Here is a 20,862-nt window from a genome sequence, read left to right as displayed (position 1 = left end):
GCATCGCAACGCACGGTTTGTCGAACCGGGTCAGGAAACGCTATATTGCAGGCGCAGCGCGTCATCCGTACCTTTCATGCGTGGATCGGTCCGGTACGCGCATGTTTGGACAAGATTGCAAACTTTTCCCGTATGCATCGTCGCCGGCATTGGCGGCAAGTGTGTAGCCCCGCTCGCGCGGGATAGACCCTTCGTCTGGAGTATCCATGACCGATGTGACGCAGAACGGGACCGTTCATTTGCCCCATGCTCGTGCATCGCGCGATCGGCGCATCGCACGCCCTGGCCGGCGCCGGTTCGTGACCGGCGCGTGCGCTGCCGCCGCGACGCTCGCTTTCGCGCTGGCCGGCCGGCGTGGCGCGCAGTATGCCTTCGGTATTGCCGATGCAGCGGCGGCCGGTTCAGCCAGCGCGCCCGATGCCGGTGTGCCCGCTGCCGGTATGCCCGCGGACAGCGGCTACCAGGCCTTCATCGCACTCTCTCAGTCCCTTACCGGCCGCACGCGCTTCGACGCCGTGCTCGGCCAGCGCATTCACGCTGCGCTTGCGCGCGCGAGCAGCACGTTCGAGCAGAACGTCGGCGCGCTCAACACGTGGATCAAGGGGCACGGCGGCGTGCCCTCGGACACCGTCACGGCCGCGCTCAGGATCGATCGGCCAGAGCTTGCGGCGACCGTCGGCGACATCGTGCGCGCGTGGTATCTCGGGCTCGTGGGCGACATGCCGAAGGTGCAGGTGGTGGCCTACGAGAAAGCCTTGATGTTCGATCCGGTCAGCGACGTGCTGACGATCCCGTCGTATTGCCGCGACGTGCCGTTCTACTGGACAACGAAACCCGCTGACATGCCGGCCGCCACGGTGGCAGCGCTGTCCTCCGCATCGGCCAGGCCGTAGGCAACGAGGGACGACAATGGCGATCAAGCATTCTGCCGACGTGGTCGTGGTCGGCTCCGGTGTGGCGGGCAGTCTGGTTGCGTACCAGATGGCGCAAGCGGGCGCATCGGTGATCCTGCTCGAAGCGGGGCCGCGTCTAGCGCGCTGGCAGATCGTCGAGAACTTCCGCAACTCGCCGGCCAAAGCCGACTTCGCGACGCCGTATCCTTCGATGCCTTATGCGCCGCATCCGCAGTACTCGCCGCCCAACGACTACCTCGTGCAGAAGGGCGACCATCCCTACAACTCGCAATACTTGCGGCTCGTGGGCGGCACCACGTGGCACTGGGCGGCGGCGGCCTGGCGTCTCTTGCCCGCCGACTTCCGCCTGAAGACGCAGTACGGCGTGGGCCGCGACTGGCCGTATCCGTACGAGACGCTCGAGCCCTGGTATCTGGCCGCCGAAATCGAGTTGGGCGTCTCGGGCCCGGACCCGGCGCGGCACGACCTCGGCTCGCCGCGCGCGAAGCCCTATCCGATGGACATGCTGCCGCTCTCGTACATGGATCAGCGCTTCAGCGACGTGCTCAATGCGAACGGCTTTCACGTGGTGCCCGAGCCGGTGGCGCGCAACAGCCGTCCTTACGATGCGCGCCCGACTTGCTGCGGCAACAACAATTGCATGCCGATCTGCCCGATTGCGGCGATGTACGGCGGCATCGTCCACGCCGACAAGGCCGAACGCGCGGGCGCCCAGCTCATCGCCGAGGCGGTGGTGTATCGCATCGAGGCCGACAACAAAGGCCTCGTCACGGCCGTGCACTACAAGGACCCGCACGGCAACAGCACGCGCGTGACGGGCAAGCTTTTCGTGCTGGCCGCCAACGGCATCGAGACGCCCAAGCTCATGCTGATGTCCACGAGCGACGCGTTCGCGCACGGCATCGGCAATCGCTCGGACCAGGTGGGCCGCAACCTCATGGATCATCCGGGCACAGGCGTCACGTTCCTCGCCAACGAGCCGCTGTGGCCGGGGCGCGGGCCGATGGAGATGACCTCGGTGGTGAACTTCCGCGACGGCGCATTCCGTTCCGAGTACGCCGCCAAGAAGCTGCATCTCTCGAACGGCGTGTCCACGCCGGCCGTGACTGCCGCGCTCATCAAGAACGGCTTGACGGGCGCGGAGCTCGATCGTGAGATCCGTGACCGCGCCGCGCGCACGCTGACCATCAACAGCTTCCACGAGCATTTGCCCGAGCCGCAAAACCGCGTGCTGCCATCGAGTGAGCACAAGGATGCGCTTGGCATCCCGCAGCCCGAGATCCATTACTCGATCAACGACTACGTGAAGAAGAGCGCCGCCAACACGCACGATCTCTACGCGAAGATCGCCGAGCTTTTCGGTGGCACGGAGATCGCCTTCGACGACACTTTCGCGCCCAACAATCACATCATGGGCACGACGATCATGGGCACGAACCCGGCCGATTCGGTGGTCGATGCCGACAGCCGCACGCACGACCATTCGAACCTGTTCGTCGCCGGCAGTGCGGTGATGCCGACGGCTGCCTCGGTGAACTGCACGCTGACCATTGCCGCGCTGGCGCTCAAGCTGGCCGACAAGCTGCGCCGCGAGCTGTGAGGCGACAGAGACCGACGATGAACGCAAGCAAGCCTCCCGCCGATCGCCCCCATCACACTCCGCGCGCCGATCGTGCTCATCGCGCCCAACGTGCGCGCGCCACGCTGGCGGCGATGCTGTTCTGCGGGTTTGCGCTTTACATGGCGTGGCACGCCGCGCATGACGGCGAGACACGCGGCGTCGACGAAATGCTGCTGCCGACCGCGCGCGGCGAAGGCCCGGCGGCCCCCGACGACGCCGCGGCGCGCCCGGAGCTCGTCAAGCGCGGCGAGTACCTCGCCCGTATGGGCGACTGTGCCGCGTGCCACACCGCCGACGCGAGCCGGCCCTTCGCGGGCGGCCGCGCGATCAGCACGCCGTTCGGCAAGCTCTACACGCCCAACATCACGCCCGATCCCGATACCGGCATCGGCCAATGGACCGACTCCGATTTCATGCGCGCGATGCACGAGGGCGTTGGCAAGGCCGGTGAGCGCCTCTATCCCGCGTTTCCCTACGTGGAGTTCACGCGCCTGACGGAGCAGGATGTGCTCGCGATCCGCGCGTACCTGAACACGCTCGCGCCGATCCGTTACAAGCCGCCCGCCAACGAGCTGGGGTTCCCGTTCAACCAGCGCTGGCTGCTGGTGTTCTGGAATCTGTTCAATTTCGACGAAGGCCGCTTCGTGCCCGATCCGAAAAAGAGCGCCGAATACAACCGGGGCGCTTATCTGGTCGAAGGGCTCGCGCATTGCGAGGAGTGCCACACGCCGCGCAATTTCATGCAGGGCCTGAAAACGGGCGAGCGCCTCTCGGGCGCGACGCAGGCGGGCTGGCAGGCGTACAACATCACGCCGGACCGCGCGGCCGGCATCGGCGGTTGGAGCGACGAGGCGCTCGTGAGCTATCTCGTCACCGGCGTGGCCGCCGGCCACGCGAACGCCGCCGGGCCGATGGCCGAGGTCGTGCAGAACTCCACGCAGTACCTGAGCGCCGAGGACCAGCGCTCGATCACCGCTTATTTGCGCGGGCAACGGCCGGTAGCGGGCGGCGTGACGCGCTCGCGCGATTCGTTCGGCAAGCCCGCCAACGACGACGTCACCGCACTGCGTGGCGCCACCATCACGAGCGTGAACGGGGCGCAGCTATTCGTGGCGAACTGCGCGAGCTGCCACAACTGGACCGGCGCGGGCGTGGGCGCGAGCGCGCCGCTCGCCTATCCATCGCTCATCCACAACAGCGTGACGGGCGCGCCGAGCCCGAGCAACCTGACGATGACGATCCTGCACGGCGTGCGACGCCAGACCCGGGGCGCCGACGTGCTGATGCCGGCATTCGGCGACGCGCTGAGCAACGACCAGGTCGCGGCGATTGCGAACTACGTGACGAGGCAGTTCGGCGACCCTCGGGCGAGCATCACGCCGGACGAGGTGGCGGCGCTGCGCGCGCAACCGCAATGACGCGCGGCGGCTGTGCGAAAACCGCTCGCGAAACGATCATTGGCCCGCATACGCTGCGGACACGCAGCGCTATGATGAAGCGATGACCCCCACTCTTGCTCCTGTCGTCCAGCATCACGCTGCCAATGCGGCCGGTCGCGATTTCGTGATCGGCGACCTGCACGGCTGCGTGGATGCCTTGCGTTATCTGCTCCACCAAGTCGGATTCGACGGCACGCGCGACCGCCTGTTTTCGGTGGGCGATCTCGTCGATCGCGGCGATCAGTGCGAGGAAGCGCTCTCGCTGCTCGACAAGCCCTGGTTCCACGCCGTGCTCGGCAATCACGAAGACATGTTGTGCGCGGTCGCGCAAGGACGGCTCGCGCGGTTCCGCTGGTACGGCATCGGCGGGGGCTGGGCGCAGGGGCTGCCCGACCACGTGCTGGCCGCGCACGCGCGGCGGTTGCGCGAGCTGCCGCTCGTGCGCGTGGTGGGCGAGGGCGCGACGCGCTTTAACGTGCTGCACGCGGAATTCTTCGGCGACGACGCCGCACTCGACGCCGGCCAGTTCGATGCCGAAGTGCGCGAGCGCATGCTGTGGGGGCGCGAGCTGGCGCTGAATACGGCCATGCATCCACCACCCGCGCATGCCGCGCTTTCGCTGACCTATTGCGGGCACACGCCCATGCGCGAGCTGCGCCAGATTGGCTCGCAGATGTTCATCGACACCGGGGCGTTCATTCCCGAGGGGCGTCTCACGATGGTCGAGGCGCTCACGTCCAGGCGCTGGTCGATCTCCGTGCAGGCGGCGCGCGCGATGGGCGCGGCCGCGATGGCGCTGCCTTGAGGGCTGTCCGCTGACGGCTTTCCGTTCTCGCTTTCCGTTCTCTTTTCGTGCCGGATTTTTACCAATTTTGGTTCGATATAATCGCGAGCCGATCCGGCGGGACCGGAACGGTTATTCGAGAGAGGGGGCGGCGTGCGGGCAGTGGCGGTGATGGTCGCGGCATGGTGGATATCGACGTCGATGGCATGGGCCGTCGCGCCGGCGGTGACGCAGCACGGCAGACCGGGCGGCGGCACGACGGCGCGCGGGCAGGCCGCGAAGGCGGGGAAGCAGGCCGAGACCGGGGCGCAGCATGGCGCGAAGCACGCGAAGGGTGCCGCAAGTGCATCACACGCGGCACGATCCGGGAATTCCAGGAAGCCAACGAAGACCGCGAAGGCAGCCCATGCCCAGCGTCACGGCAAAACCCCGACTAAGTCGGCGGCGCACCGTGCGTCGGGGGCCTCGCAACAGGCGAATAGCGCTCGCGCGCATCCGTCCAGATCGGCCACGCCGGCCAAGCCTGCCGTGGCGCATCCGGCGTCGAATCACAAGCTGATGGTCGATATGCGCTCAGCCCAGTCGCGGCGCGCGATTCCGCAGCCGCACGAACTTCCGCCGATCTTGAGCTGATTCACGCAGCCATCCCGGCTTTCATTCCCCCGCAGCACCCTTCAAGCAGCGCCAAGGCTCGAGGCAAGCAACTGCAGCGTTGCTGCCGACCGCGGCTCGCGCACGCGCGAATGCAGCGTCACCCGCGAGGCCGGCAATGGCGGCAGCGCGTGCCTCGCGCCAACGTCGACGAGCCCTCGCGGCGCTACGCGCCGTGCGAGCGCGGATACGGCAAGCCCTGCCTCCAGCGCGGCGCCCACTGCTGCCACGCCGCCGCCCACGAACACCTCCTGCCATGCGATGCCAGCCGCATCGAGTGCGCCGATCGCTGCCGCACGGACCGCGCACGGTCCCGCGAGCAGGGCGAGCGGCAGCGGCGTGCCCGGCTCCCAGCGCCATTCGGGCGCGGCGAGCCAGACCAGCGGCTCGTCGAAGAGCGGGCGTGCGTTGCCGCGCGACGCCGCGTCGGCTTCATAGCCGGCTTCCTGGCGCACGATCACGGCGTCGAGCCGGCGCTCGTCGAACTGCGCGAGCAACTGCGCTGAAAGCCCGAGATGCAGCGCGATCACGAGGCCCGGATCGTGATCGCGCAGGAGCGCGAGTTGGCGGGGGAGCTGCGCGTCGGCGACATGCTCGCTCAACCCCAGCGAGAGACGTCGCGAGTCGCCCGCGAGCGTGCCGAGCGCGCGCTCATGCGCGCCGAGCAACTCGCGCGCCGCACCGAGAAATGCGCGTCCATCCGGCGAGAGCCGCACGACGCGCGGCGTGCGCTCGAGCAATTGCCGGCCGAGATGGGCTTCGAGCCGCTTGAGCTTGAGGCTCACGGCGGATTGGGTGGTATCGAGCGCATCGGCGGCGCGCGTGAAGCTGTGCAGTTCGGCGACCAGGACGAACGCGCGCACGGCATCGAGATCGAGGGTTTTCATTTCAAATGAAAATAAATAAAATATTCAGCGATATATTTTCATTATGATACGACCGGCCTAAGCTGTTGTCATGGCCCATCAATCACGGGTCATCCAACTACGCTGAAGGAGCTCGACATGCCGTTCACCCGAATCGCCGTACGCGCGGGCAAGCCCGCGGCCTATCGAAAGGCGCTCATGCAGGGCGTGCACCTCGCGCTCATGGAAGTGTTCAATGCGCCGGAGGACGATCAGTTCATGATCGTCACTGAACACGATGCCAACAATTTCGTCTTTGGACGGCACTACCTGGGCATCGAACGCAGCGACGATCTCGTGATCATCCAGATCGCCGTGAGCAATACGCGCGGGCAGGATCAGAAGAAGGCGCTATTCGCGCAGATCGCCGAAAACCTCGCGCGCGACCCGGGCGTGCGGCGCGAGGATGTGTTCGTCAATCTCGTGGATGTCGCGCGCGAGAACTGGTCGTTCGGCAATGGAATCGCCCAGTACGCGACTTGAACCCGCTCAAAGCGCGCGGCTCACCAGCAGCGGGTCGATCGGTCCGATCGCGGCCGTATCGCGGCGCGCATAAGGCAGCTTGTGCAGAACGTAGCGCATGGCGTTCAGTCGTGCGCGCTTCTTGCAATCGGAGCGCACCACGGTCCAGGGGGCGTCGGCGGTGTCGGTCTGGGAAAACATCGCCTCTTTGGCCTGCGTGTATTCGTCCCATTTGTCGAGCGAGGCGAGGTCGACAGGGCTCAGCTTCCACTGTTTGAGTGGATGCGCGCTGCGCTCCTTGAAGCGCCGGCGCTGCTCGGCGCAGCTCACCGAGAACCAGAATTTGATGAGGTGGATGCCGCTGCGGATCAACTGGCGCTCGAACTCCGGTGCCTGCTGCATGAATTCCGCGTACTCCTCGGGCGAGCAAAAGCCCATGACGCGCTCGACGCCTGCGCGGTTGTACCAGGAGCGATCGAACAGCACGATCTCGCCCGCCGAAGGCAAGTGCTGCACATAACGCTGGAAGTACCACTGGCCGCGCTCGACCTCGGTGGGCTTCTCCAGCGCCACGACGCGCGCGCCGCGCGGGTTCAGGTGCTCCATGAAGCGCTTGATCGTGCCGCCCTTGCCCGCGGCGTCGCGCCCCTCGAAGACGATGACCACCCGCTGCCCGGTCTCGCGCACCCACGCCTGAAGCTTCAACAACTCGACCTGCAGCCGGTACTTCTGCCGCTCGTACGCCCGCCGCGACATCAGGTTGCGGTAGGGATACTCGCCGTCGCGCCAGCCCGGCGCGAGCTCTTCGTCGGGATGGCGTGGGCGCGTCTTGCGCCAGTCCGACGGATTGCCTTCGAGGATGAGGCTGCGCAATTGCGCGGCTTCATCGGGTGACAGGCCTTTCATGAGCGCGGCGACCGAATCGAACAGCGAAGCGGGTGATTCGCCCGGCGCCGCGCCGCTGGCGGCGACGAGGTCATGCATCGCCTCCGCAATGACTTCGGAGGCTGCTTCGACAGCGTCGTTGACGGCGTGCAACTCGGCGCTGCGCGCGGTGAGCTCGGTCTGATAGGCGGACGTGTCGTGCTCGCGAGGCGGGGTTTGAGTGTCGGGCGAGGGACTCGGGGAGGCAGGGGGAGTGACCATCTTGGGCATGGGAGTGGTTTTCGCTACTTATTTGCTACGGCGGCTGTGCCGTGGCTGAGGGGTGCCACGGCGCCGCATCGCGCGCAGCGCCATGCGGCACGTTCCGGCGTTGGCGCCGATGCTTAGACGCTTTCGGCCTTGCGCAGGATCTGGTAGAGCGAATCCTTGAGCTGCAACTTCTCTTTCTTGAGTTGCTCGATGGCCATGCCGTTCGCGGGGACGATGCCCGCTTCCATGTTCTTGATTTGCTGATCCAGTGCGTTGTGGCGATGGAAAAGCCGTGCGAAATGATCGTCGTCCGTTTTGAGGCGCGAGATCAGGTCTCTGAATTCTGGGAACACTCAACACTCCTTACAGAAGTACGACACACCGGGCCGATGTGTAAGCGTTCATTTTTCCACTTCCGCCAGGCTACGGTTTTGATCGTGGTCATTCGGACCAAGTGGGTGCGGGCAGGCCCCTGTCGGGCTGGCTCATATCGGGCTGCTCCCGAGAGCGCCGGTGCGATCGGGCGTGTACTATCGAGTGCAGCGGGCTCATTATTGCCAGCGCTGTTTCAGATTGATCTCACCCCAACTCTTTGCCGTTTTCACCGCTTTGTGCCGCCCCACCGACCCCCTCGGAGCGTTCATGAACCGCGTACTGGAAATCGTGCTGGATGTCGTGAGCGTCACGCCGCAAGCCTCGACCGAGGCCGTTGTCCCGCCCGGGCAGACTCCATCCGATTTCGCGGCGGCCATGCGTGCGGTTTTGCCGCAACTCGTGCCGCAGCTCGTGCCTCAAACCGAGGCTGGCGAGCCGGTTGCGACCGTCATGTTCGACGGGGCCGGCGCGCTTGCGCGGGCGGGCTGGCGCGTCGGCGTCGAGACGTGCGGCGGCGCGCATTGTGTCGTCGTTTCCAGCCGGCGCTCCTGGACGCCGGGCATCGTCGTTGTCGAACCGATATTCACGGCGTGCCTCGACACCAACGGTCTTGATGCCGCTCTCGTCGATGCCGCACCCGAGCCATTTCGCGAGGTGCTCGCGGCAGCCGGGCCGCTCGAACCGTCGGCGTCGCTGTCGGCGCTGCGCAGCCGCTGGCACTGGCCGCGCGATGGCGTCGATGTGGAGATCGTGCTCGATGCCGATGCTGGCGCGCCGCAGGATGCGCTCGCAGGCCTGCACGAACTGCGCGTGAGCGTGCCGTGGACCGGGGGCGAAGACGCCGCGCCGCTCGTCGATGCGTTGTTCGCCTGCGCGTACGAACTGGCCGGGGCGCTCCCCGCGTTTGTACGCCTGAGCGATGCGCTCGAACGCGCGGCGGCCGGCAGTATGGCCGGCACCGCTTGTGCGGTGCGCGCGGAGCCGGTCGATCTGGGCGGCGCGTGCACCGCCGCTGAGGCGCTGGTGGCAATCGGCGCCAACATCAGCGCGCACTGGTTCGGTAACGACTGGGGCGTGCGCGATTCGACGAGCAGGGCCAATGCAGTGAGCACCGAGTTCATTCATCAGATGCGGGTGGCGCAGCGGCGCCTGCGCACCGCGATGCGGATCTTTTCGCATTGTCAGGATGAGACGTGGTGTGAGCGCATCAAGCCCGAGCTCGACTGGCTTGGCGGGCTGCTTGGCGAGGCGCGCGACCGCGATGTGTTCGTCGAAGCCACGCTGCCCGCGCTCGCCGCCGCCGACGACGAGCCCGCGCGCTGGCGCGCCGTGCTCGACGAGGCAGAGGCGCAGCGGCTCGTGGCGCGTGCGCGGTTGCGCGAGGCCCTGGCGGCGCCGCGCTATGCGCACGTCGCGCTCGCATGGCTGCAGTGGCTGGAGGCGCTCGCACGCAGGTCGCGCGCCGACGCCGCCGACGCTCGCGCCTTGCATCGGCATGCTAACAAACGTGTGCGCCGCTACTATCAGCAGCTTGCGCAGGCGCAAAAGCTCACCGCCATCGACGATGCGGGCCGCCATCGTGTGCGGATCAACGCGAAGCACCTGCGTTACACGCTCGAGTTTTTCACCTCTATCGCCTCGCGCCGCACGCGCGAGGACACGGTGCGCACGCTCACGCGCCTTCAGGGCGTGCTGGGCGACGGCAACGATGCCGCCGTGGCATTGCGCTATCTCGAGCGCATGGATGCAGAACCCTATCAGCTCGGTTTCGCACGCGGATGGTGCGAGGCGATGAAGCGTTATACGGCGAAAGAGGGCGAACGGCTCCTGCGCGAATTGCATCCGCCGAAGATCACGCGCGCCGTTTGAATCGAGCTCGAACGCGGCGTATTTCGCGCGTCCCCGTCTCTATAATCGTCGTCATCGTTTGCAATCGGTCCAGGCACTGCCCAATGACGACTCTTCCCTCGACTTCTTCCCCGCGCGGCGTGGCCGTTGCCGATCAAAGCGCCGGCGCGGAAGCGGCCGCACTGGGCGTGGGCGGCTCGGTCTGGTTTCAGGCCGGCCCGCAGGTGCTGGGCGGCGCGGCCCGCATTGCACTGTTGGCGGCGATTCGCGAAACCGGCTCGATCACCGGCGCCGCCAAGGCGGTCGGCATGAGCTACAAGGGCGCATGGGATGCCATCGACGCCATGAACAATCTAGCTGGCGAACCGCTCGTGGTGCGCGCGACGGGCGGCAAGGGCGGCGGCGGGACCACGCTCACGCCGCGCGCGCAACGCCTCATCGCCACGTTCGGCGCGATCGAGCGCGAGCATCGGCATTTTCTCGCGCACGCCGCCCTGGCGGTACGCGCCCTTGGCGGCGAAGCGCACGGGGAAGCCGACGCGGACACGGCGGGCAGCCTCGGCAACGATCTCGCCGTGCTCGGACGCTTTGCGCTGCGCACGAGCGCGCGCAATCAGCTCTACGGCACCATCACGGCGCTGGCGCGCGGGGCCGTCAACGACGAAGTCTCGATCGCGCTGCCGGGCGGACAGCAGCTTGTTGCAGTCGTCACGCGCGAAAGCGCCGAGGCGCTGGGGCTCGCGGTGGGCAGGGCGGTGGTGGCGCTCGTCAAGGCCTCGTCAGTCGTGCTGGTGGCGGGCGGGGCGCTGGCGTCGGGACATTCATCCGATTGCGCGGCGCGGCTTTCGGCGCGCAACCGCTTGAGCGGCGTGGTGAGCAGCGTGCGCCGCGGCGAGGTCAATGCGGAGGTCGTGCTGGAGTTGCCCGGCGGCACGGTGATTGCGGCCGTGGTGACGGATGCGAGCGTCGATGCGCTCGGCCTCGAAGCGGGCGCGAGCACGACGGCGGTGTTCAAGGCGTCGAGCGTGCTGCTTGGGGTAGGCGGCTGACCAACATGTTCAGCCCCGCGGGCGGCCGCAAGCGGCATCGCTGTGCCCGGAACGCGCGGTGTTCAAGCGTGCTGGCGGCGCGTGGGCGCGAGCGTGTTGCGGGTTTGCGAAACCGGCGCGGTGATCGTGCCCGGCTTGCGCACCGGCCGGTTGGCCTTCCACTTGGCGCGGATATAGGGTTGATCGTGCCCCGAAACAGTGAGCGCGAGATTCGTTACCCAACGGTGGGTGGGCACGCGCACGTCGTGCAAGCCAAAAGTGAGCGCCGCGAGGCTGAGTGCGACCACGGCCGCCGATAGCCGGCCCGATTGCGCTTCCCACCAGTAGCGCACGAACACGAGCGCCGTGAGTGCGCCCACGATGCAGCCCGTGACGGCTTCCGACGGCGAATGGGCCTCGAGCACGACGCGCGAGCATCCGACTGCGATGCCGATGGCCAGCCCGATGACGACGCCTGCGGCGCGGGCTGCAGGCCGCACGCCTTGCAGCATCAGGAAAAACGCCACCGGATAGACGGCCGTGGACAGCATGGCATGTCCGCTCAGACCCGTGAAATCGTAAGACCGCACGCCGACGCCCCAGCCGAGAAAGGCGATTTTGGTGAGCGTGACGAGACAAATTGCCGCGCCAAGCAGCAGCAGCCAGCTTGCTGCCATGCGCCAGGAATAGCCCGTCACGAGCCATAACGCGATGGCGAGCGCGAGTGGCAGTGTGAGGCCCGCGCTGCCGAGGTTGGTGATCGAATACCAGAGGTGGAGCGGTAAATCAGGCATGACTTGGCGCCGCTGGGGCGCGTTCCAAAAGCATCGTTTGATTGGCGCCCGGGCGCCCCGATGGGGCGGCAGGAGCATCGTCGGATCTTCCAGTATAGCGGTGTTCGGGGCCGATTAATGCGATGCGCCATACGCGGCCGGCCCGGTTGAAATTCGTTACAGGAACCAGATCTCGTAACAGCAGCGCTCGATGATTGATGTTATTGTGCGTCGCACAATGAACAGCGCCGTGGCCCGTGTCCCGGTGTATTCGACCCCCTTTCACGAGGCCCCTGATGACGAAAAATCTGACGAAGCTATGGGCGGGTGGCATGCAGCGTCTGCTCTCCATCCAGAATCGCGTTGCTCATCTGGCCCTGCGCGAGGCCGGCCGCCGCCCTCCCGAAGCGCAGGCCCTGTGGCGGAACGCCAAGACCGCCGTTGCGCAGGCTGCCGCGGCCACTGCAGCCGCGCCTGCCGCTAGCGAAGTGCATGAGGCGCAAGATGTGCGGACGCCCGCCGCGCGCAGCGGTCCGCCAGTGCGCGAGTCGCGTGTGGGGCCGCGCGCCGCCGCCTGGGCGGCAGGCGAATGGCTGCGCGCCGAGCATCTGGCGCCGGGCGCATCGCGCGCCCTCGCCTATGGGCTCTACATGCCGCCAGGCTGGTCTACTACCGACATGCCGCTGGTCGTGATGCTGCATGGCTGCAAGCAAACGATGGATTCGTTCGCCGAAGGCACCCGCATGAACCTGCTCGCGGACAAGCACGGCTTTGCGGTGGCCTACCCGGAGCAATCGACGCAGGCGCATCCGCACCAGTGCTGGCACTGGTACGACGCCCGCCGGCCAGCGGGCGGCGGTGAGGCTGCGGCGATCGTTTCGCTCGTCGACACGCTCGTGCAGGAGCACGGTTTCGACCGGTCGCGCATTTATCTGGCCGGACTTTCGGCGGGCGCGGGCTTGGCCTCGATGCTGGCGGTGCATGCGCCGGGCCGCTTCGCGGCGGTTGCGCTTCATTCGGGGCCGGCATTTGGCGAGGCGCACTCGGGGGTTGCGGCGCTCGACGTCATGCGGCGCGGTCTGCATCATGACGCGGTGGCGCTTGTCGAGCGCGCATTGGCGGGCCGCGCGCATCCCGGCATGCCGGCGCTCATCATGCAGGGCGACGCCGATGCGGTGGTCGCGCCGGTCAACGCGGAGCAGCTCGAGACGCAGTTTCTGCGTCTGAACGGCCTCGCCGATGCCCAGGGCGTGCGCCGGGGTGTGGTTTCGCACGAGCACGACAGCGACGGCTATGCGGTTCGGAATTACGCGCGTGACGGCAGGAGCGTGGTGCGCCTGTGCCGCGTGAGCGCGCTGGATCATGCATGGAGCGGCGGCGACGATGCCGTGCCGTTCCACTCCGCGATTGGGCCGGACGCCAGCGCGATGATTTGGGAATTCTTCGAAAATCAGCAGCGCGAAGCGGTCGACGACGCTTTGGGCGGCGAACTGGCTGTGGGCGCGGGCTGAGCGCGCCTCGGCGGAGCATGACTAGGGGTTTACCTTAATAAGGGTTTACCCTATAATGGTTTCATTCATTCCGAGGGCATGCGCCCGCTTACCGGAGCCAGACCATGTACCTGCTCAGCCGACTTTTCCTGTTCCTCACGAAATCGTACGAAACCGCTCAAAAGGAGCGCGAGGAAGCTTATCTGGCCGAATCGGCCGATATCTATGACCTCGAATTCCGCATGCTCAAGCTCGATCGCGAGAAGGCGGGCCGCAACCCGTCGTGGATGAATCACTACAGCTAAGCAGCTGAAGGTTCACGCAGTCTAGACAGACAACAGGGCGCACAGAAGCGCCCGTTGGTGTTTGTGGATATTCGTACGATTTGCTCGCGGGAAATACTGGCGGGTCAGCGCCCCGAGCCCGGCGTGTCGGCGTCGGTCTTTTCCTGCACCCCGTAGCAGCCGCGATACGTCGCGTAGAACGAGCAGTAGAGCATCGTCGTCACGAGAATCAGCGCCGGCATCAGGATCGCCAGGGCATACTCGCCCGCACCCATCGCGCGCAACAGCGTCGAAAGTCCCAGCGATACGCCGATCGACACCGCAAACCACAGCGCGCCATACACCACGAACGCGCCCTTGTTGCGCCAGCAGCTCACGATGCTGAAGAACATCGCCTTGACCGGCGGCACCTCGTGCCAGGCGGTCAGCACCGGCGCGAACCAGAACATCATCGAAACCGGCACGTAGCACGCGAGCGACGCGAGCACGGCGAGCGGCACGTTGCCGTCCGCAACGGCCTCCGTATCGAGCGTGCCGCCCAGCGTCATCAGACGCAACAGCGTGCCGCCGTCCACCAGCGCCGACGCCGCGAGCACTATCGTCATCGCCACCACGTAAATCCCGCCCAGCACGAACAGATGCTTCGTGACGGTTTGCCCGTATGAGCGGAAACCATCGACGAGAATGGTGGGGAATACCGGCTTGCCCGCCACCGTGTCGCGGCACGCGGCCATGAAGCCCACCGCCACGCCGGGCACGAAGATGAGCGGCAGCACGCCGCCGATCACCGGCACGGCGGAGATCAGCGTCATGGCGAGCAGGTACGAGAAAAACAGCGTGAGAAACGCTAGCGGGTTGCGCCGGAACAGCCAGATGCCCTGGCGGAACCAGACGTAGCCCTGCTTCGCGGGAACTTCGATCAGTTGCATGGGCGGTGCAGGTCGGAGAGTGCGTGGAAGGCGCCCGGCGTGCCGGCCGCGCTGCCCGCGCGGCGCGCGCGCAGAATGCGCTCGAAATGGCCGGGGTCGTGCGGTTTGAGCAACTCGGCCGAGCGCGGCAAATAAAAATCGTACAGGCGCGATACCCAGAAGCGGTACGCGCCGGCGCGCAGCATGTCGACCCAGTGCCGGCTCTCGGCGGGCGTGAACGGCCGCACGGTCTGGTAGGCGCGCAACAGTGCCTCGACGCGCGGCGCGTCGAGCTTGCCCGTCGCAAGGTCGACGCACCAGTCGTTGACCGTCACCGCCACGTCGAATACCCACTTGTCGCAGCCGGCGAAATAGAAATCGAAGAAGCCGCCCAGGCGCACCGTATGGCCCGTTTCCGGCCTGACGTGCGCGAACAGCGCGTTGTCGCGGAAGAGGTCGCAGTGGCACGGGCCGCCGGGCAGCGCCGCGTAGTCGTCGCTGGCGAAGAATGCCTGCTGGTGCGCGAGTTCGGTCGTGAGCAGCTCGCGCTGGGCGTCGTCCAGGAACGGCAGCACGGTGGGCACGGTTTCTTCCCACCACGGCAGGCTGCGCAGATTCGGCTGGCCGAGCGTGAAGTCGCGGCCCGCCAGGTGCATGCGCGCGAGCATCTGCCCCACTTCCGTGCAGTGCTCCACGCCCGGAGCGAGTTCCGGCGCGCCGTCGAGCTTCGTGACGACGGCCGCCGGCTTGCCATGCAGCAAGCCGAACAGGGCGCCGTCGGCGCGCGGCATCGGGTCGGGCACCGGCACGCGGTGCGATGCCAGATGGCGCATCAGCTCGAGATAGAACGGCAACTGTTCTGCCGTGAGCTTTTCGAAGATCGTCAGAACGTATTCGCCGCGCGTCGTCGTCAGGAAGAAGTTGCTATTTTCAATGCCCGACTGAATGCCGCGAAAATCGACTACGTCGCCAAGATCGTAGTCGCGCATCCATTGAACGAGCTGGGGTTCGGTGACAGCGGTGAAGACGGCCATGCCAGAGAGGTCGTGGGGTTATCGTAATCGGGAGCCTTGCTCGCAGGCGAGGCCGCTTGGCGGAAGCCGCTTCGGCGCGGCTTCTCACGCTCGTGCAGGAGGCGGCGCGGGACAGCGCACGCCGCCCGCGCGCGAAAAGGGGTGAATCAGTAATGCAGGTTGATCGAAGGCAGGCGCGTGCTGGCCTGGCCGTTCGGGCGCACTTGCGGCGAGGTGTCGGGATTCGAGCTCATCGAGTAGCGCGTGCCGAAGTTCGAATGCACGTTGATCTCGACGGGCTTGCCCTTGTCGCGGTATTCGGTGACTTCGGTGCCGTTCGGGCTCACTTCGTGGAAGCTCGGCGTGCGCGGCACGTCGTTGATATTGACCTTCGAGGTGACGCGCGCAGCAGGCTTGTTGTTGATCGCAGCCAGATCGGGCAAGCCCGCCCGCTCGTTGGCGGACTGGGCCGACTGGGCTTCAACGGCGGTCTTCGCGTCGTCGGCTGGCGTGGCCATGGCGAACCCGCTGAACGCGAGCATTGCGGCGAAGGCGGCTAGAAGGTGCGACTTCATGGTGATTCTCCAATTCGATTGCCTGATTCTAGCAAATCCGCGTCCCGCTCCCCGCAGCGGCGGGAGGTGGCGGGGGCGCGCCGCAGCTGGCGCCGGCCGAATCTCCCGGGCGTGTGAAGGGCGTTGTCAGAATGTCGTTCTTCCGTGCTAATGTGGTTCCAAATGAACCGAGGCGAACGAACATGAACAACGAGATTCACCGGCGCAGCTTCATGATGCCCCCGCACGATTTTCCCGCCGAAGCCTTCGAGGACGCCGCCGACGCCGTCGCGCGCCTCTCCGCCATCTACGAGGCGAACACGGCCTTTCTGCGCGATGCGTTCGCACGCTACCGGCGCGGCGAGGCGTTCGGCCACCGCGTGCGCGCCTGTTATCCGTTCGTGCGCGTACACACGGAAGTCAATACGCACATCGATTCGCGGCGTTCGTATGGTTTCGTCGCCGGCCCCGGCGTGTTCGAGACCACCATCACGCGCCCGGACCTGTTCGGCAACTACTATCGCGAGCAATTGCGGCTGCTTGCGAAGAACCATCATGTGTCGATCGAAGTCGGGGTCTCGGAGCAGCCCATTCCGATTCATTTCGCATTCGCCGAGGGCATCCACCTCGAAGGCGACCTGGACCGCGAGCGGCTTTTCGCCATGCGCGACATATTCGATACACCCGACCTGGCCGAACTCGATGATCGCATCGTGAACGGCACGTACGAGCCGGCGCCGGGCGAGCCGCAGCCGCTCGCGCTTTTCACGGCGCCGCGCGTGGACTTCTCGTTGCATCGTTTGAAGCACTACACGGCGACCTCGCCCACGCACGTCCAGAATTACGTGCTCTACACGAACTATCAGTTTTATATCGACGAATTCGTGAAGCTCGGCCGTGCCATGATGGCGCGCACCGACGACGCCGACCTGCGCAATTACCGCAGCGAATACACGTCGTTCGTGGAGCCGGGCGACGTGGTCACCTACAACGCGAATCTCGGCGAGCAGGACGACGAGGGCACGCCGCCCGCGCGCCTGCCGCAGATGCCCGCGTATCACCTCAAGCGCGCGGACGGCAGCGGCATCACGATGGTCAATATCGGCGTGGGGCCGTCCAACGCGAAGACCATCACGGACCACATCGCGGTGCTGCGCCCGCACGCGTGGATCATGCTCGGCCATTGCGCGGGGCTGCGCAACACGCAGCGTCTCGGCGACTATGTGCTGGCGCACGGCTATGTGCGCGAGGATCACGTGCTCGACGCCGACCTGCCGCTGTGGGTGCCGATCCCTGCGCTGGCCGAAGTGCAGGTGGCGCTCGAGCGTGCGGTCGCGCAGATCACGCAGCTCGACGGTGTGGAGCTCAAGCGCGTGATGCGCACGGGCACGGTGGCAAGCGTCGACAATCGCAACTGGGAATTGCGCGAGCATCGCGAGCCGGTGCAGCGTCTTTCGCAGAGCCGTGCGGTTGCGCTCGATATGGAGAGCGCGACGATTGCGGCGAACGGCTTTCGCTTTCGCGTGCCGTACGGCACCTTGCTATGCGTCTCCGACAAGCCGTTGCATGGCGAACTCAAGCTGCCCGGCATGGCCGATTCGTTTTATCGCGCGCAGGTGGATCAGCACTTGCAGATTGGCGTGAAGGCGATGGAAATCTTGCGTACCAACGGCCTGCACAAGCTTCATAGCCGGAAATTGCGCAGCTTTGCCGAAGTGGCGTTTCAGTGAGGTAAATTTTGTAATCCGAACGAATGGGACGCGGCATGGCTACTGCCCCAACCCCGTCAAGCCGATCAGGCTGCCCGCCGCGAGCAGCCACAGCGGATGGATTTTCGTGCGCAACGCGAGTACTGCGCACACGCCCGTGATGGCCCACGCGATCAACGTGTGATCGGACGCCCTCGATATCACCATCGCGCTCGCGGCCAGGAGCCCTGCCGTCACCGGCACGAGCCCGCGCTGCGCGCTGCGTCGCCACGGCCGGTCCTTGAAGCGGTCCCACGCGTGAAGCGCGGCCACCGTCACGAGCGAGGACGGCCCGAACTTCGCCACCGACGTCACCAGCGTGCCGGCCCAGCCGGCCACATGCCAGCCCACCAGCGTCACGATCATCATGTTCGGTCCAGGCGCGGCCTGCGCGAGTGCGAAGAGCGAACTGAACTCGCTCGCGGTCATCCAGTGGTGCACGTCCACGACCTGGCGCTGCATCTCCGGCAGGATCGTGTTGCCCCCGCCGAACGCGAGCAGCGAAAGCTGGCTGAAGATGGTGGCGAGCGCAAGCAGGGTAGAGCTCATTGCGCGTCTCCCGAGCGGCGGGCGGCGCGGATCGCAACCGCGATGCCGATGGGCGTGAGCACGAGCATGGTGGGCAGCAGCGGCAGGCGCAGCAGGGCAATGGCGATGAAGCCGAGCAGCGCGATTGCGGCGGCGGCCGGGTCGCGGCGCAATGGCAGGATGATCTTCGCGGCCATGGCGATCAGCATTCCCGCCGCAGCGGCGGCGAGGCCGACGAACAGATGCCGGACGTGCGGGTCGTTTTGCGTGCGCTCGTAGAGCACGCCCAACCCGATCACGACGAGCGACGGCCCCGCGATCAGCCCGAGCAGTCCGGCCAGCGCACCGCGCCAGCCGTGAAAGCGCATGCCGAGCGCCACCGAAAGATTGATGACGTTGCCGCCGGGCAGGAATTGGCACAGTCCGAGCAGGTCGGTGAATTCCGCAGCCGAAAGCCAGCGGCGCTGCTCGACGATGGCGCGGCGCGCAAGCGGCAGTGCGCCGCCGAAGGAGGTGAGGCCAAGGCCGAGAAAACCGAGGAACAGATCGCGCACGCTGGGTGCGCCGGATGCTTCGTGGTCGGGCACGAGGTTCGCTTCGGACGGGGAAGAGGCGGGATTTCGTTTCATGCGAAGACCTGGGTGGCAAGGTCAAAGCGTAGCGCCGAACCCCTCCCGCACCAAACGATTTCTCGGCCGGGTTCTTGTGATCTAGAATCACAAGCATGGCTCGCTTCCTTCCTCCCTTTCCCGCACTGCGTGCGTTCGAAGCCGCGGCGCGGCACAACAGTTTCAGTGCCGCGGCGGCGGAGCTCCATGTGACTCATGGTGCAATCAGTCGCCAGGTGGCGGCGCTGGAGGCATGGGTGGGGGTGCAGGTGTTTCATCGGCACGGCAAGCGGGTTGCCTTGACCGAGGACGGGCGGCGCTATCTCGGGGCCGTGCAGGGCGCGTTCGAGAGCATTGCGCGCGCCACGGCGGAGCTGCGCGACACAGGCGTCGTTCACGTGCTGCGCGTGAATGCGCTGCCCACGTTTGCCATGAAGTGGCTGCTGCCGCGTCTTTCTCAGTTCCAGCGTCTGGCGCCTAACGTCGAGTTGCGCCTCGCCACATCGAACGTGCCTGTCGAGACGCTCGATGCGTTCGACGTTGCGGTGCGGCGCGGGCCGGCGAATTGGCCCGATTGCGCGAGCGGCTATTTTCTCGATGAAACGGAGTTGCCGGTGTGCAGTCCGGCGCTATTGAAGCGCTCGCCGATTCATTGCGCCGACGATCTCGCGCGCCATGTGCTGCTGCACTCGGATACGCGTCCCGATGCGTGGCGCACGTGGCTGGCCGCTGCGGGCGTGAAGGCCAAGTGCAGGAAGAAGCAGTCGTTCGACCATTTTTATCTGGCCTTGCAGGCCGCCGAGGACGGGCTTGGCGTGGCGCTCGGGCCGCTGCCACTGCTCGACGACGAGCTGGCTTCGGGGCGCCTGGTCGCGCCGCTCGCAGGCCCGCACCTCGATGCGCGCGGCTACTGGTGGGTCGCGCGGCGCGAGGTGGCGGACGTGCCCGTCGTCGCGCAGTTTTGCCGCTGGCTAGAGGAACAGGCGGAACAGGCGGAACAGGCGGAGCAGGCCAGCGTGCCGACGGGCTACATCGAACCTCAAAGGTAGAACATGCGGTCGTCGTCGGATTCCGGACGGGCCGGATGTTCCTGCTCGGGTTCTTCGCCGCTGTCCTCGTAGAACTTCAGCACCGCTTCGAGCACCTGGTCCGGATCGTCGATCACCTGCATCAGGTCCATGTCTTCCGGATTGATGAGGCCCATCGGCACGAGCGCGGCACGGAACCACTCGAGCAGACCCTTCCAGAACTCCGCGCCCACCAGAATGATGGGCACGTGACGCGACTTCTTGGTCTGGATGAGCGTGAGCACCTCGGCCAGTTCGTCGAGCGTGCCGAAGCCGCCGGGCATCACGATCACGGCGTCCGAGTTCTTGACGAAGGTGACCTTGCGCGTGAAGAAATGGCGAAAGCGCAGCGAGATGTCCTGCCACTGGTTGCCCGATTGCTCGTGCGGCAACTCGATGTTCAGGCCCACCGAAGGCGACTTGCCGGCGTGCGCGCCCTGGTTGGCGGCTTCCATGATGCCGGGGCCGCCGCCGGAGATCACGGCGAAGCCCGCGTCCGATACTTTGCGCGCGATGGTTTTGGCGAGCTGGTAGTACGGCGAGTCCGGTTTGAGGCGGGCAGAACCGTAGATGCTGACCGCTGGCCGGATCTCGGACAGGTATTCGGTCGCCTCGATAAACTCTGCCATAATCGTGAACATTTGCCACGATGCGCGCGCCTTCTTGGCCGTTGCGCGCTCTTGATCTGCGAGTGAACGCAGACTCGGAATCACTTTTCTCTTGTCCAT

22 protein-coding genes are annotated in these 20,862 nt (G+C 66.3%); 12 read left to right on the top strand and 10 right to left on the bottom strand.

All coding sequences use genetic code 11. The features are described from left to right. Nucleotides 1-206 precede the first annotated feature (206 nt). From P5W99_RS24890 to P5W99_RS24870, 5 genes are all read left to right on the top strand, one after another. Nucleotides 207-893, top strand: coding sequence for a sugar dehydrogenase complex small subunit (locus P5W99_RS24890; RefSeq protein WP_421025981.1), 687 nt, complete (start codon nucleotides 207-209; stop codon nucleotides 891-893). A 16-nt stretch (nucleotides 894-909) separates the two neighbouring features. Then, nucleotides 910-2,514 carry a GMC family oxidoreductase gene (locus tag P5W99_RS24885; protein ID WP_434663585.1) on the top strand — a complete coding sequence of 535 codons (1,605 nt, stop codon included), beginning with the start codon at nucleotides 910-912 and terminating at the stop codon, nucleotides 2,512-2,514. 17 nt (nucleotides 2,515-2,531) lie between these two features. After that, nucleotides 2,532-3,953 carry a c-type cytochrome gene (locus P5W99_RS24880; RefSeq protein ID WP_421027035.1) on the top strand — a complete coding sequence of 474 codons (1,422 nt, stop codon included), beginning with the start codon at nucleotides 2,532-2,534 and terminating at the stop codon, nucleotides 3,951-3,953. A gap of 82 nt (nucleotides 3,954-4,035) precedes the next feature. After that, a complete protein-coding gene (locus P5W99_RS24875) occupies nucleotides 4,036-4,779 on the top strand; it encodes a metallophosphoesterase (protein WP_421025979.1) in 744 nt (247 codons plus the stop codon). A gap of 132 nt (nucleotides 4,780-4,911) precedes the next feature. Beyond that, on the top strand, nucleotides 4,912-5,391 hold the full coding sequence (locus tag P5W99_RS24870) for a hypothetical protein (RefSeq protein WP_421025978.1): 480 nt from the start codon (nucleotides 4,912-4,914) through the stop codon (nucleotides 5,389-5,391). Nucleotides 5,392-5,432: 41 nt separating this feature from the next. Here P5W99_RS24870 and P5W99_RS24865 read toward each other — a convergent pair whose 3' ends face one another. Next, nucleotides 5,433-6,296 carry a LysR family transcriptional regulator gene (locus P5W99_RS24865; RefSeq protein ID WP_421025977.1) on the bottom strand — a complete coding sequence of 288 codons (864 nt, stop codon included), beginning with the start codon at nucleotides 6,294-6,296 and terminating at the stop codon, nucleotides 5,433-5,435. A 117-nt stretch (nucleotides 6,297-6,413) separates the two neighbouring features. Here P5W99_RS24865 and P5W99_RS24860 point away from each other — a divergent pair, with 117 nt between their 5' ends. Next, entirely contained in the window at nucleotides 6,414-6,797 is a 384-nt protein-coding gene (locus P5W99_RS24860) for a tautomerase family protein (protein WP_421025976.1), read from the top strand. 6 nt (nucleotides 6,798-6,803) lie between these two features. On the opposite strand, the gene ppk2 is transcribed toward P5W99_RS24860, so the two are convergent. Both ppk2 and P5W99_RS24850 read right to left on the bottom strand, forming a co-directional pair. Next, nucleotides 6,804-7,922, bottom strand: a complete 1,119-nt coding sequence (gene ppk2 / locus P5W99_RS24855) for a polyphosphate kinase 2 (protein ID WP_421027034.1) — start codon at nucleotides 7,920-7,922, stop codon at nucleotides 6,804-6,806. 122 nt (nucleotides 7,923-8,044) lie between these two features. Then, nucleotides 8,045-8,263, bottom strand: coding sequence for a YdcH family protein (locus P5W99_RS24850; protein ID WP_421025975.1), 219 nt, complete (start codon nucleotides 8,261-8,263; stop codon nucleotides 8,045-8,047). Nucleotides 8,264-8,552: 289 nt separating this feature from the next. Between P5W99_RS24850 and P5W99_RS24845 the strand changes: the two genes are divergently transcribed. After that, nucleotides 8,553-10,154: a CHAD domain-containing protein gene (locus P5W99_RS24845; RefSeq protein WP_421025974.1), complete on the top strand. Its 1,602-nt coding sequence runs from the start codon at nucleotides 8,553-8,555 to the stop codon at nucleotides 10,152-10,154. 83 nt (nucleotides 10,155-10,237) lie between these two features. Next, entirely contained in the window at nucleotides 10,238-11,182 is a 945-nt protein-coding gene (locus P5W99_RS24840; protein WP_434663578.1) for a TOBE domain-containing protein, read from the top strand. A 62-nt stretch (nucleotides 11,183-11,244) separates the two neighbouring features. Here the strand turns inward: P5W99_RS24840 and P5W99_RS24835 are convergent, their stop codons facing one another. Continuing rightward, the gene (locus tag P5W99_RS24835; protein ID WP_421025972.1) at nucleotides 11,245-11,955 is read right to left on the bottom strand and encodes a phosphatase PAP2 family protein; all 711 of its coding nucleotides are present in this window, start codon (nucleotides 11,953-11,955) and stop codon (nucleotides 11,245-11,247) included. Between the two features lie 275 nt (nucleotides 11,956-12,230). On the opposite strand from P5W99_RS24835, the gene P5W99_RS24830 reads away from it, so the two are divergent. Together P5W99_RS24830 and P5W99_RS24825 are read left to right on the top strand one after the other, a co-directional pair. Then, nucleotides 12,231-13,445 (top strand): extracellular catalytic domain type 1 short-chain-length polyhydroxyalkanoate depolymerase, encoded by a 1,215-nt coding sequence (locus P5W99_RS24830; protein WP_434663575.1) that lies wholly within the window; start codon nucleotides 12,231-12,233, stop codon nucleotides 13,443-13,445. A 104-nt stretch (nucleotides 13,446-13,549) separates the two neighbouring features. Beyond that, nucleotides 13,550-13,729, top strand: coding sequence for a DUF3563 family protein (locus P5W99_RS24825; protein WP_434663573.1), 180 nt, complete (start codon nucleotides 13,550-13,552; stop codon nucleotides 13,727-13,729). A 104-nt stretch (nucleotides 13,730-13,833) separates the two neighbouring features. Here P5W99_RS24825 and P5W99_RS24820 read toward each other — a convergent pair whose 3' ends face one another. The 3 genes from P5W99_RS24820 to P5W99_RS24810 form a co-directional block, all read right to left on the bottom strand. Further along, a complete protein-coding gene (locus P5W99_RS24820; RefSeq protein ID WP_421025970.1) occupies nucleotides 13,834-14,637 on the bottom strand; it encodes a BPSS1780 family membrane protein in 804 nt (267 codons plus the stop codon). After that, nucleotides 14,628-15,650 carry a homoserine kinase gene (locus tag P5W99_RS24815; RefSeq protein WP_421025969.1) on the bottom strand — a complete coding sequence of 341 codons (1,023 nt, stop codon included), beginning with the start codon at nucleotides 15,648-15,650 and terminating at the stop codon, nucleotides 14,628-14,630. The genes P5W99_RS24820 and P5W99_RS24815 overlap by 10 nt, the downstream gene beginning before the upstream one ends. A gap of 146 nt (nucleotides 15,651-15,796) precedes the next feature. Beyond that, nucleotides 15,797-16,204, bottom strand: coding sequence for a hypothetical protein (locus P5W99_RS24810; protein ID WP_421025968.1), 408 nt, complete (start codon nucleotides 16,202-16,204; stop codon nucleotides 15,797-15,799). Between the two features lie 182 nt (nucleotides 16,205-16,386). Here P5W99_RS24810 and P5W99_RS24805 point away from each other — a divergent pair, with 182 nt between their 5' ends. Beyond that, nucleotides 16,387-17,913, top strand: a complete 1,527-nt coding sequence (locus P5W99_RS24805; protein WP_421025967.1) for an AMP nucleosidase — start codon at nucleotides 16,387-16,389, stop codon at nucleotides 17,911-17,913. A 39-nt stretch (nucleotides 17,914-17,952) separates the two neighbouring features. Here P5W99_RS24805 and P5W99_RS24800 read toward each other — a convergent pair whose 3' ends face one another. Together P5W99_RS24800 and P5W99_RS24795 are read right to left on the bottom strand one after the other, a co-directional pair. After that, nucleotides 17,953-18,480 (bottom strand): chromate transporter, encoded by a 528-nt coding sequence (locus P5W99_RS24800; protein ID WP_421025966.1) that lies wholly within the window; start codon nucleotides 18,478-18,480, stop codon nucleotides 17,953-17,955. Next, nucleotides 18,477-19,088 (bottom strand): chromate transporter, encoded by a 612-nt coding sequence (locus tag P5W99_RS24795; RefSeq protein WP_421025965.1) that lies wholly within the window; start codon nucleotides 19,086-19,088, stop codon nucleotides 18,477-18,479. Before P5W99_RS24795 ends, P5W99_RS24800 begins: the two co-directional genes overlap by 4 nt. Before the next feature lie 95 nt (nucleotides 19,089-19,183). On the opposite strand from P5W99_RS24795, the gene P5W99_RS24790 reads away from it, so the two are divergent. Then, nucleotides 19,184-20,116: a transcriptional regulator GcvA gene (locus P5W99_RS24790; RefSeq protein ID WP_434663569.1), complete on the top strand. Its 933-nt coding sequence runs from the start codon at nucleotides 19,184-19,186 to the stop codon at nucleotides 20,114-20,116. Here the strand turns inward: P5W99_RS24790 and P5W99_RS24785 are convergent. Further along, entirely contained in the window at nucleotides 20,107-20,862 is a 756-nt protein-coding gene (locus P5W99_RS24785) for a TIGR00730 family Rossman fold protein (RefSeq protein WP_175194496.1), read from the bottom strand. The genes P5W99_RS24790 and P5W99_RS24785 overlap by 10 nt on opposite strands.

The sequence above is a fragment of the Paraburkholderia sp. A3BS-1L genome, assembly GCF_051125215.1.
Taxonomy (GTDB): domain Bacteria; phylum Pseudomonadota; class Gammaproteobacteria; order Burkholderiales; family Burkholderiaceae; genus Paraburkholderia.
This window is presented reverse-complemented; position numbering and strand designations above follow the sequence as displayed.

What these genes read in the sequence shown, in the direction of transcription:
- P5W99_RS24890 (WP_421025981.1), top strand. Translation starts at nt 207, where the DNA reads ATGACCGATGTGACGCAGAACGGGACCGTTCATTTGCCCCATGCTCGT.
- P5W99_RS24885 (WP_434663585.1), top strand. Translation starts at nt 910, where the DNA reads ATGGCGATCAAGCATTCTGCCGACGTGGTCGTGGTCGGCTCCGGTGTG.
- P5W99_RS24880 (WP_421027035.1), top strand. Translation starts at nt 2,532, where the DNA reads ATGAACGCAAGCAAGCCTCCCGCCGATCGCCCCCATCACACTCCGCGC.
- P5W99_RS24875 (WP_421025979.1), top strand. Translation starts at nt 4,036, where the DNA reads ATGACCCCCACTCTTGCTCCTGTCGTCCAGCATCACGCTGCCAATGCG.
- P5W99_RS24865 (WP_421025977.1), bottom strand. Translation starts at nt 6,296, where the DNA reads ATGAAAACCCTCGATCTCGATGCCGTGCGCGCGTTCGTCCTGGTCGCC.
- P5W99_RS24860 (WP_421025976.1), top strand. Translation starts at nt 6,414, where the DNA reads ATGCCGTTCACCCGAATCGCCGTACGCGCGGGCAAGCCCGCGGCCTAT.
- ppk2 (WP_421027034.1), bottom strand. Translation starts at nt 7,922, where the DNA reads ATGGTCACTCCCCCTGCCTCCCCGAGTCCCTCGCCCGACACTCAAACC.
- P5W99_RS24845 (WP_421025974.1), top strand. Translation starts at nt 8,553, where the DNA reads ATGAACCGCGTACTGGAAATCGTGCTGGATGTCGTGAGCGTCACGCCG.
- P5W99_RS24840 (WP_434663578.1), top strand. Translation starts at nt 10,238, where the DNA reads ATGACGACTCTTCCCTCGACTTCTTCCCCGCGCGGCGTGGCCGTTGCC.
- P5W99_RS24835 (WP_421025972.1), bottom strand. Translation starts at nt 11,955, where the DNA reads ATGCCTGATTTACCGCTCCACCTCTGGTATTCGATCACCAACCTCGGC.
- P5W99_RS24830 (WP_434663575.1), top strand. Translation starts at nt 12,231, where the DNA reads ATGACGAAAAATCTGACGAAGCTATGGGCGGGTGGCATGCAGCGTCTG.
- P5W99_RS24825 (WP_434663573.1), top strand. Translation starts at nt 13,550, where the DNA reads ATGTACCTGCTCAGCCGACTTTTCCTGTTCCTCACGAAATCGTACGAA.
- P5W99_RS24820 (WP_421025970.1), bottom strand. Translation starts at nt 14,637, where the DNA reads ATGCAACTGATCGAAGTTCCCGCGAAGCAGGGCTACGTCTGGTTCCGC.
- P5W99_RS24815 (WP_421025969.1), bottom strand. Translation starts at nt 15,650, where the DNA reads ATGGCCGTCTTCACCGCTGTCACCGAACCCCAGCTCGTTCAATGGATG.
- P5W99_RS24810 (WP_421025968.1), bottom strand. Translation starts at nt 16,204, where the DNA reads ATGAAGTCGCACCTTCTAGCCGCCTTCGCCGCAATGCTCGCGTTCAGC.
- P5W99_RS24805 (WP_421025967.1), top strand. Translation starts at nt 16,387, where the DNA reads ATGAACAACGAGATTCACCGGCGCAGCTTCATGATGCCCCCGCACGAT.
- P5W99_RS24800 (WP_421025966.1), bottom strand. Translation starts at nt 18,480, where the DNA reads ATGAGCTCTACCCTGCTTGCGCTCGCCACCATCTTCAGCCAGCTTTCG.
- P5W99_RS24795 (WP_421025965.1), bottom strand. Translation starts at nt 19,088, where the DNA reads ATGAAACGAAATCCCGCCTCTTCCCCGTCCGAAGCGAACCTCGTGCCC.
- P5W99_RS24790 (WP_434663569.1), top strand. Translation starts at nt 19,184, where the DNA reads ATGGCTCGCTTCCTTCCTCCCTTTCCCGCACTGCGTGCGTTCGAAGCC.
- P5W99_RS24785 (WP_175194496.1), bottom strand. Translation starts at nt 20,862, where the DNA reads ATGGACAAGAGAAAAGTGATTCCGAGTCTGCGTTCACTCGCAGATCAA.